The sequence below is a fragment of the Massilia sp. genome, assembly GCF_046293535.1.
GTDB lineage: Bacteria > Pseudomonadota > Gammaproteobacteria > Burkholderiales > Burkholderiaceae_D > Telluria.
The window spans coordinates 1-9,130 of record NZ_JBKBOV010000074.1; the positions used below are offsets into that span (position 1 = coordinate 1).

At 69.0% G+C, this 9,130-nt stretch carries 6 protein-coding genes; 4 read left to right on the forward strand and 2 right to left on the reverse strand.

Annotated features, from left to right (window positions below):
* Positions 1 to 205: 205 nt before the first annotated feature.
* Entirely contained in the window at positions 206 to 2,497 is a 2,292-nt protein-coding gene (locus ACK4S9_RS22770; RefSeq protein WP_409730161.1) for an OPT family oligopeptide transporter, read from the reverse strand.
* A 199-nt stretch (positions 2,498 to 2,696) separates the two neighbouring features.
* On the opposite strand from ACK4S9_RS22770, the gene ACK4S9_RS22775 reads away from it, so the two are divergent.
* Complete coding sequence (locus ACK4S9_RS22775) at positions 2,697 to 5,042, forward strand: penicillin-binding protein 1A (RefSeq protein ID WP_409730163.1); 2,346 nt, start codon at positions 2,697 to 2,699, stop codon at positions 5,040 to 5,042.
* Between the two features lie 23 nt (positions 5,043 to 5,065).
* Here the strand turns inward: ACK4S9_RS22775 and ACK4S9_RS22780 are convergent, their stop codons facing one another.
* Positions 5,066 to 6,316 (reverse strand): AMP-binding protein, encoded by a 1,251-nt coding sequence (locus ACK4S9_RS22780; protein ID WP_409730165.1) that lies wholly within the window; start codon positions 6,314 to 6,316, stop codon positions 5,066 to 5,068.
* 201 nt (positions 6,317 to 6,517) lie between these two features.
* Here ACK4S9_RS22780 and ACK4S9_RS22785 point away from each other — a divergent pair, with 201 nt between their 5' ends.
* From ACK4S9_RS22785 to ACK4S9_RS22795, 3 genes are all read left to right on the forward strand, one after another.
* Complete coding sequence (locus ACK4S9_RS22785) at positions 6,518 to 6,907, forward strand: PAS domain-containing protein (RefSeq protein ID WP_409730167.1); 390 nt, start codon at positions 6,518 to 6,520, stop codon at positions 6,905 to 6,907.
* A gap of 25 nt (positions 6,908 to 6,932) precedes the next feature.
* The gene (locus tag ACK4S9_RS22790; protein WP_409730169.1) at positions 6,933 to 8,279 is read left to right on the forward strand and encodes a diguanylate cyclase; all 1,347 of its coding nucleotides are present in this window, start codon (positions 6,933 to 6,935) and stop codon (positions 8,277 to 8,279) included.
* Positions 8,272 to 9,130: diguanylate cyclase domain-containing protein (locus tag ACK4S9_RS22795; protein WP_409730170.1), on the forward strand; the 859-nt coding region annotated here is incomplete at its 3' end. The genes ACK4S9_RS22790 and ACK4S9_RS22795, both read left to right, overlap by 8 nt.

Genomic DNA, 9,130 nt, shown 5'->3' on the forward strand with positions numbered 1-9,130 from the left:
TGCCAGATCGATGCCAACTGTCGTAATCTCCATGGTGACGCCCCCCTCGGTTCAAGTGGTTGCTCGATACTTCCACTTTGGCACACTGATGCCGTTACGGGTGGGGGCGTCCATCCCATTGTTCTAAGCCAGCGTAAAAATGGCCCGGAGCGATCCGGGCCATTGTCGTTTAGCGCCTCACTGACTTCCTCGCTGACTTCTCCGCTTACTTCTTGACCTTCTCGCGCGCCACCCAGTACAGCAGCGCGATGATCAGGCCATATGGAATCAGGCTCAGGAAGTGCGAACTCGGTCCCGCGAAGAAGGGGTTCGAGGCTTCCGCCCACTTCGCCATGCTGTTGTCGAAGTTGGTCAGCACGCCGGCGGTGATGGCGATGATGATGCCGGCCAGCGCGCCGCCCGCGATGTAGCCCGAGGCCAGCAAGGTGCCCGAACTACGGTCGCCCGCGGCCTGGCGCTCTTCGTCGCTGAGCTTCTCGTACTGCGGCAGCTTGTTGTTGCGGCGGTCGGCCAGCCAGCGCACCGTGCCGCCCACCGCGATCGGCAGCGTCGCCAGCAGCGGCAGGTAGACCCCGACCGAGAATGCCAGCGCATGCACGCCGGCCATCTCGAGCACCACCGCGATCATCACGCCGAACAGCACCAGGGTCCACGGCAGCTCCTGGTCGAGGATGCCCTTGATGATGTAGGACATCAAGACCGCCTTGGGCGCGTCGTACTTCTTGACCTCGGTGCCGTCGGGGCGCACGTGCTGGGTGCCGTTGATGCCGGGGTCGACCAGGTAGGCCAGGCTGCCGTCCTCGGCCACCAGGTACTTGCCGGCCGGGCCGCCCTCGACGTCGGTCTTGCGCCACACCTTATAGGTGTTGGCGTCGCTGGCGGCCTGCGGGCCCGCCAGCTGCGCGGTCTCCGTCAGGGCGCCGAGCTGCTGGGCACTGAGCCTGACGGTGGGCGCCACCTGGCTTGCGGGCACGTAGACGGTGCCGGCTTCGTTCAGCTTGAGCAGGATCGGGCCCAGGATCAGCGCCGAGGCAAAGGCGCCGCACAGGATCGCGTACTGCTGCATGCGCGGCGTCGAGCCGACCAGGAAGCCCGTCTTCAGGTCTTGCGAGGTGGTGCCGGAATTGCTGGCCGCGATGCAGACGATGGCGCCGACCGACAGCGCGGTCACGTAGTATTGCCCGCCGGCCCAACCCATCAGCAGGAAGATCAGGCAGGTGAACAGCAGCGTCGCCACGGCCATGCCCGAGATCGGGTTCGAGGACGAACCGATCTCGCCGGTCAGGCGCGAGGACACGGTCGCGAACAGGAAGCCGAACACCAGGATCAGGAGCGCGCCCAGCAGGTTCATGTGCAGCGGCGTGGCCACCGTGATGATGGCGATGATGGCCAGGCAGCCGATTAGGACCCACTTCAGCGGAATGTCGCGCTCGGTGCGCGGCAGCTCGGCCTGCGCCGCCGCGGCGGCGCCCTTGCCCTTGCCGAATCCGGCCAGGCCGCCGCTCAGGCCCTTCCAGATGGCGGGCAGCGAGCGCACCAGCGAAATCAGGCCGCCGGCGGCCACCGCCCCCGCGCCGATGTAGAGCACGTAGGCGTCGCGGATGTCGTCCGGGCCCATGTCGCGGATCAGGGTGGTGGCCGGCGCCAGCGGCACGGTGAGCAAGTCACCGAAAAACTTGATCATCGGGATCAGGAGCAGGTAGGACAGGACCCCGCCCGCCGCCATCGTGAAGGCGATGCGCGGACCGATGATGTAGCCCACGCCGAGCAGTTCCGGCGACACTTCGGCGCCGGCCGAGCCGCCCCTGAGCGGATTGCCGAACTCGAAATTGACGTAGTCGCGCCAGCCCTTGAACGACACGCTCAGGGTCTTGTACAGCAGGCCGATGCCGAAGCCGCCGAAGATCAGCATGGCGCGGCGGCGGGCGTCGCGCGCCGCATCCGAACCTTCTTCGCGCGCTTCGCCGGCCGCGGCGCGCGAGGTTTCGGTGGCGGCGGCCTTGAGCACCTCGGCGCAGGCCGTCCCTTCCGGATATTTCAGCTCGCGGTGGGCGTCGACGATCATGGTCCGGCGCATCGGGATCATCATCAGGATGCCGAGCAAGCCGCCCAGCACGCCCACCAGCATCACGCGCGCGATGTCCAGGTCGAAGCCGAGGATCAGGATCGCCGGCATGGTGGCGCCCAGGCCGAAGGCGAGCGATTCGCCGGCCGATCCGGCGGTCTGCGCGATGCTGTTCTCGAGGATGGTCGATTCGCGCGCGCCGAACTGCCTGGCGGTGTGGAACAGGGTGATGGCGATGACCGCCACCGGAATCGAGGCGCTGACCGTGAGGCCGACCTTCAGCACCAGGTAGAGCGAGGAAGCGCCGAACACCATGCCCAGCACCGTGCCCATGATCAGGGCGCGCAGCGTGAATTCGGGCAGGTTCGCACTGGCGGGAATGTAGGGCTTGAAGGCGGCCGGGCCGGCCTTGGCGGGTGAATCGTAGGGCATGGATGGTCCTGTGTATGCATGCTTGGGTAAAACCGAATGCGTGACTATGGCATATGCCGAAATGGAAAGAAAGCGGTTTGGAGGTTTACGATGCGCCGGATACAATGGATCGCAAGAACCGTACTTACGGCCATACCTCGAGAGTTTCGTAGTGACCCAGTCTTCGCCGCCGCCCGCCAAACGCCCCCGCCGTCTCCGGATGTTCATCTTCTTTTCGCTGGCCGCGCTGGTCGGGCTGGCGGCCGGCATTGCCATCTATGCCATGACGGTGATCCTGCCGAAGGTGCCGAAGATCGACGCGGTGCTCGACTACCAGCCCAAGATCCCGCTGCGCGTCTACACCGCGGACAATCACCTGATCGGCGAATTCGGCGTCGAGCGGCGCGACTTCGTCACCATCGACAAGATCCCGGCGCGCATGAAGCAAGCCCTGCTCGCCATCGAGGACGCCCATTTCTACCAGCACCAGGGAATCGACTGGCGCGGCGCCATGCGCGCGGTGTACACCAACCTGCGCGGCGGTTTCGGCTCGGGCGGCGCCTCGACCATCACGATGCAGGTGGCGCGCAACTTCTTCCTCTCCAAGGACAAGGTCCTGTCGCGCAAGATCACCGAGGTCGCGCTGGCTTACCGCATCGAGGATGCGCTCACCAAGGACCAGATCCTCGAGCTGTACATGAACCAGATCTACCTGGGCAACCGCTCCTACGGCTTTTCCAGCGCGGCGCGCAGCTACTTCGGCAAGCGCCTGGACGAGCTGAGCCTGGCCGAAACCGCGATGCTGGCCGGCCTGCCGCAGAATCCTTCGCGCCACAACCCGATCGCCAACCCGAAGCGTGCGCAGCAGCGCCAGCACGTGGTGCTCGAGCGCCTGCTCAGGCTCGGGAACATCAGCGAGGCCGAATACCGCCAGGCCGTGGCCGAGCCGCTGCGCATTCGCCGCGCCGGCCAGGTCTTCGACACCCGCGCCGACTACGTCGCCGAACTGGCGCGCCAGGCCGTCTATGCCCGGCTCGGCGAACAAGCCTACGAGCGCGGCATCGTGGTGACCACCACCATCCTCAAGCAGGAACAGGACGCCGCCTACGAGTCGGTGCGCCGCAACGTGCTCGCCTACGACCAGCGCCACGGCTACCGCGGCCCCGAAGCGCGCATCACCCTGCCGCAGGATCCGCTCGAGCGCGAGGAAGCGATCATCGAGGCCCTGCAAAAGCGCACGCCATCCGACGGCCTGCTGCCGGCGGTGGTGCTGGCGGCCTCTCCCCAGGCGGTGCGGGTCGAGCTGCTCAGCGGCGAGGAAGTGACGATCGAGGGCGCCGGCCTGAAGTTCGCGGCGCGCGCCCTGGCCGCGAACGCCAAGGACAGCCTGCGCATCGCGCCGGGGGCCGTGGTGCGCATCAGCCAGCTCAAGGGCAAAGGCAAGGACGCCTGGGCCATCGCCCAGGTGCCCCAGGTGGCGGCCGCTTTTGTCGCGATCGATGCCGACACCGGCGCCTATCACGCGCTGGTGGGCGGCTTCGACTACAACCTGCAGAAGTTCAACCACGTGACCCAGGCCTGGCGCCAGCCGGGTTCCGCGATCAAGCCCTTCGTCTACGCGGCGGCGCTGGACAAGGGTTACTCGCCCGGCACCCGCATCCTGGACGAACCGCTCGACATGCCCGGCGAGAACGCCGGCCAGACCTGGTCGCCGCAGAACGACGACGGCGTGTTCGACGGGCCGGTCACGATGCGCTACTCGCTGACGCATTCGAAGAACGTGCCCACGGTGCGCCTGCAGCGCGCGCTCGGCACCGACTATACCCACGACTACCTGGGCCGCTTCGGCTTCGACCTGCCGAAGCACCCGAAGAACCTGACCCTGGCGCTGGGCACCGGCGCGGTCACCCCGCTGCAGATGGCCGGCGCCTACGCGGTGTTCGCCAACGGCGGCTACCGCGTCAAGCCCTACCTGATCGCCCAGATCCGCGACGGCAACGGCAACGTCCTGCTGGAGAACAAGCCGGCCGCGCGCCAGGAGGGCGACCGGGTGCTCGATCCGCGCAGCGCCTTCGTCCTCGATTCCATGCTGCGCGACGTGAGCCGCTACGGCACCGGGGCCGCATCGAGCCGGCAGCTCGGCCGCAGCGACATTGCCGGCAAGACCGGCACCACCAACGACGCCATCGACGGCTGGTTCGCCGGCTACGGCGGCAAGGTGGTGGCGGTGGCCTGGATGGGCTACGACGAACCGCGCTCGCTGGGCGGGCGCGAGTTCGGCGCCACCCTGGCGCTGCCGATCTGGATCGACTACATGCGTGTGGCCCTGGCCAAGCTGCCGCCGCAGGAAGAGCGGCTGGAGCCGGAAGGCGTGGTACGCGAGGACGACGACTGGGTGTTCGAGGAGTTCGTCGAGCGTCCGGACCTGCGCGCGATCGACATCGACCCGGGGCTCGACGACCCGCCGGTGGAGGTCGACCCGGTCATGGGCGAGCCGGTCCCGCAGTCCCCAACGGCTCCGGCGGCGCCCCCGCCGCCGCCGCCGCCCTCGTCCGCGCTGTTCTGATCCGGTACCGGGGCGGCGTCCGCTTAGGTGTCGCCGTCGATGATCCAGTCCGACAGCTTGCCGCTGGCCTGGCGCGGCAAGGCCGGACCGAACGAATACGCGGCAGGACGCTCCGGCGCCGGCAGGCGCGCGGCCATCCAGGCCGAGAGTTCCGCGCGCAGCGCCGCGGCGTCCAGGCTGCCCTCGGGCGGCACGCTCCCGCGCGGCAGCACGAAGGCCTTCAGGCGCCGGCCCTCGTCCGGCCGCATGAGGCGCACGCTTGCGTCGCCGACCATCGGATGCATGCGCAGCACGTCGGCCACGTAGCCGGGGAAGACGTTGACGCCGCCGACCTGGACCGCATGATCGATCCGCCCCACCGGCCGGAAGCGTCCCGGCGCGCTCCAGGCCAGCCGGTCCTGCAAGGGGAAAGACCGGCGGCTGCCGTCCGGGCAGCGGCGTTCCAGCACGCTTTCATCCGCCCCCGCCTCCCAGTAGGAAAACAGGAGATAGTCCACGTCCGGGCTGTCGCGCCAACCGACGCCGGCGGTTTCGGAACTGCCGTAGACCTGCACCAGCCTCGCCAGGCCCGCCGCCACGGCGGCGCGCGCGACTTCGTCCGGGCAGGGCGCGGTCGAGCTGACACCCTGCACGCCGGCCGGGAGCGCTCCCGCCACCGGCGCGAACACGCGCCAGAAATCGGGAAAGCCCACCACCAGGTCGCCGGGTTCCAGCTGGCGCGCCACCGCGCCGGCCGAAGCGCCGCGCAGGTCCACCGCCCTCGCGGGATCGAGACCGAGTGCGCGCGGCAGCAGCACCGTGAACAGGAAGCCGTAGATATGCTGCGACGGCACCAGGCCGACGATGCGGCGCGTGCCCGGGAACAGCGCCGCCAGCGCGCAGGCTTCCTGCCACAGGCCGGCCAGCGCATGCGCACAGCGCTTGGGCGCGCCCGAGCTGCCCGACGTGCGAAAGCCCATCATGCCGCTGCCGTCCTCCAGTCCCGCCGCCGCGGCCTCGAGCCAGGCGCCGAGCCGGGGATTGGCCAGCACCCGCTCTTCGCCGATGCAGCCGATCCCCAGCACCTGTTCCATCGCGGCGGCCAGGCCGAGCAGCTCGAGCGAATCGGCGCCGAGGTCGGCCATCAGGTCGAGTTCGGGCGGCCAGGGCTGCGGCCGCCGCACGATGCCGGGCCGCATCAGCGCCAGCTCCCCGGCCAGCAGGTCGGACAGGACGCGCAGCAGGGTCGGGCGATGCGACCACCAGCGCGGTTCGGGAGGGGTATTGACGGTCATGAGGGGAAGGGACAGGTGGCGAGCCGCCGATGGTGCCGACAGCTTGGCACCCTGTCAAGCCTGCATCATCCGACGCAAAAGTAACATTCGACAACGCAAAGTGTCAAAACTGAGTTGCGCACAATTGACAGGCGGGCTGGCGGCATGTCAACATCAATTTCCTCAAATCAACGACCGCGTCCGCACGCGACACGCCACGCCATGAATGCACCTTCCCTGTCGTTTTCGACCGCCGACCTGGTGTCGCAGCTCGACAACTGCTCGCCGGAACAGCTCGACCAGCTCGACTTCGGCGTGATCGGCTTCGATGCCGACACCAACGTGCAGCGCTACAACGCCTTCGAATCGCAGGCGGCCGGCCTGTCGCCGCAGCGCGTGATCGGCCAGCCGCTGTTCACCAACGTCGCCCCCTGCCTGAACAACTTCATGGTGGCCCAGCGCTTCGAGGACGCGATGGACGAGGGCTGCGCGCTCGACGCCACCCTCGACTACGTCCTGACCCTGCGCATGCGCCCGGTCAAGGTGGCCCTGCGCCTGCTGGCCAGCCCGGCCAGCGGCAACCGCTACGTGCTGGTCCAGCGCCAGCGCTGAGCGGCGGCACGCTAGAGGCGCACGCGTGGACGACGTCGAGCAGCTACGGGCCGAGCACGAAGCCCTGATCCAGTTCCTGTACCTGGCTCCCGTGGGCCTGGTCCAGGCCGACATCGACGGCGCCATCGTCATGATGAACCCGATCTCGGCCCAGCTCCTGATGCCGCTCTCGCGCGACGGCAGCCTCGACAACCTGTTTACGGCGCTGGAAAGCGTCGCGCCCGAGCTGCGCCACCTGTGCGCCGCTTACACGCGCCCATCGGGCAAGATCTGCGACGGCCTGCACGTGCACCTGAACGCCGGCGGCGCCAAGAAGATCCCGCAGATCCTCGCCATCACCCTGCTCAAGCTCGACGCGCGACGCATCATGGCGGTGATCGACGACGTCACCCTGCAGGTGCGGCGCGAGCGCCAGTTGCGCCAGAACGACGCCTGGCTCAACGCCATCCTCACCGGCATCGCCGACTACGCCCTGGTCGGCCTCGACGCGCACGGCGCCATCGCCGAATGGAACCCCAGCATCGGGCGCGTCACCGGCTTCGGCCAGGAGGCGGTGGGCCAGCCGTATTCGATCTTCTATCCGCTTGACGCGATGACGCCGGAGCGCCTGCTCGACCGCCTGCGCGACGCCGAGCGCGACGGCTGGAGCCTGGACGAGGGCAAGCGCCTGCGCGCCGACGGCAGCGGCTTCTGGGGCAGCCTTCTCATCGCGCCCCTGCCCGAGCGCGCGCCGCCCTGCGGCCTGGAAGCGGACGGCCCGGCCTATTGCCTGATCCTGCGCGACATCACCGACAAGCGCGAGGCCAGCGAACGGCGCCGGCGCGAAGCCTTCGGCGACTATCTCACCGGGCTGGCGAACCGGCGCGCCTTCTTCGAGGCGGCCGAGCAGGAGTTGAGCCGCAGCCTGACGGTGCCGCGCCCGACCGCGGTGATCGCGATCGATGCCGACCATTTCAAGGCCATCAACGACCGCTACGGCCATCCGGGCGGCGACGCCGTGCTGCAGCACCTGGCCGCGATCCTTGGCGAGACCTTCCGCGAGGTGGACGTGGCCGCGCGCATCGGCGGCGAGGAGTTCGCGGTGCTGCTGCCGTCCACCGACCTGCCGCGCGCGGCGGTGGTTGCCGAGCGCCTGCGTTCTGACGTGGCCTCGCACACCGTCCACTTTAATGGAGAACGTATCCAGTATACTGTCAGCCTCGGCGTCGCCAGCCTGGACGACGGCGCCGGCGGCGTCGACCTGCTGCTCGAGCGCGCCGACCAGGCCCTGTACGCGGCCAAGCGCCTGGGGCGCAACCGCGTCGAACGCTGGCGTCCCGAGATGGCGTCCAGTCCCGCCCATCAACTCGAAGGAGAGCGCAAGCATGACTGATCCGTGCGACGCCTACGAGGCCCTGGTGCAGTTCCTGTACCGCGCGCCGATCGGGCTGGTCCAGATGTCGCCCGACGGCACGGTGGACATGCTCAATCCGATGGCATCGAACCTCTTGATGCCGATCGCCCCGAACAGCGGCCTCGACAACCTGTACACCGTGCTGGCGCCGATCGCGCCGCAACTGCCGCAACTGGCCGCCGAATTCGGCGCCGCCTCCGGGGTCGTCTGCGAAGGCCTGCGCGCCCCCCTGCCGCCCGAACTCACCGCGCCGGGCAGTCCGCAGGTGCTGGCGATCAGCCTGATGAAGCTCGACGGCGAACGCCTGATGGCGGTCGTCACCGATGCCACCCAGGAAGTGCAGCGCGAACAGGAAACCCTGCTGCGGCGCCTGCGCAATGCCGCCCGTACCGACGCGCTCACGCGCATGCCGAACCGCGAAGCGGTGCGCGAACAGCTGCAGCACCTGGTGACGCGGCCGCTGTCGGCCGGCGAGTTTGCCGTTCTATTCATGAACTGCGACCGCTTCCGCCAGATCAACGACACCCTCGGCCAGGCCGCCGGCGACGAGCTGCTGGTGCAGATCGCCGACCGCATCCGCGGCGCGCTGCGCCCGCCGAGCGACCGCATCGATAGCGCCAGCGGCAGCGGCCAGCTGGCCGCGCGCGTGGGCGGCGACGAATTCGTGGTGGTGCTCGACGGGATGCGTTCGCGCGAGGATGCCGAGCGCGTCGCCGGCCGCATCCTCGACGCGCTGGCCCGCCCCTTCCGGGTGCAGGGCCAGGAAATCGTGTGCGGCACCAGCCTGGGCCTGGCCTGGGGCGCGGATGCCATGCACGGCGGGGTGCGCG

Bases quoted from the DNA above. Each gene is read 5' to 3' on its own strand.
- ACK4S9_RS22770 (WP_409730161.1), bottom strand. From the start codon at position 2,497: ATGCCCTACGATTCACCCGCCAAGGCCGGCCCGGCCGCCTTCAAGCCC.
- ACK4S9_RS22775 (WP_409730163.1), top strand. From the start codon at position 2,697: ATGTTCATCTTCTTTTCGCTGGCCGCGCTGGTCGGGCTGGCGGCCGGC.
- ACK4S9_RS22780 (WP_409730165.1), bottom strand. From the start codon at position 6,316: ATGACCGTCAATACCCCTCCCGAACCGCGCTGGTGGTCGCATCGCCCG.
- ACK4S9_RS22785 (WP_409730167.1), top strand. From the start codon at position 6,518: ATGAATGCACCTTCCCTGTCGTTTTCGACCGCCGACCTGGTGTCGCAG.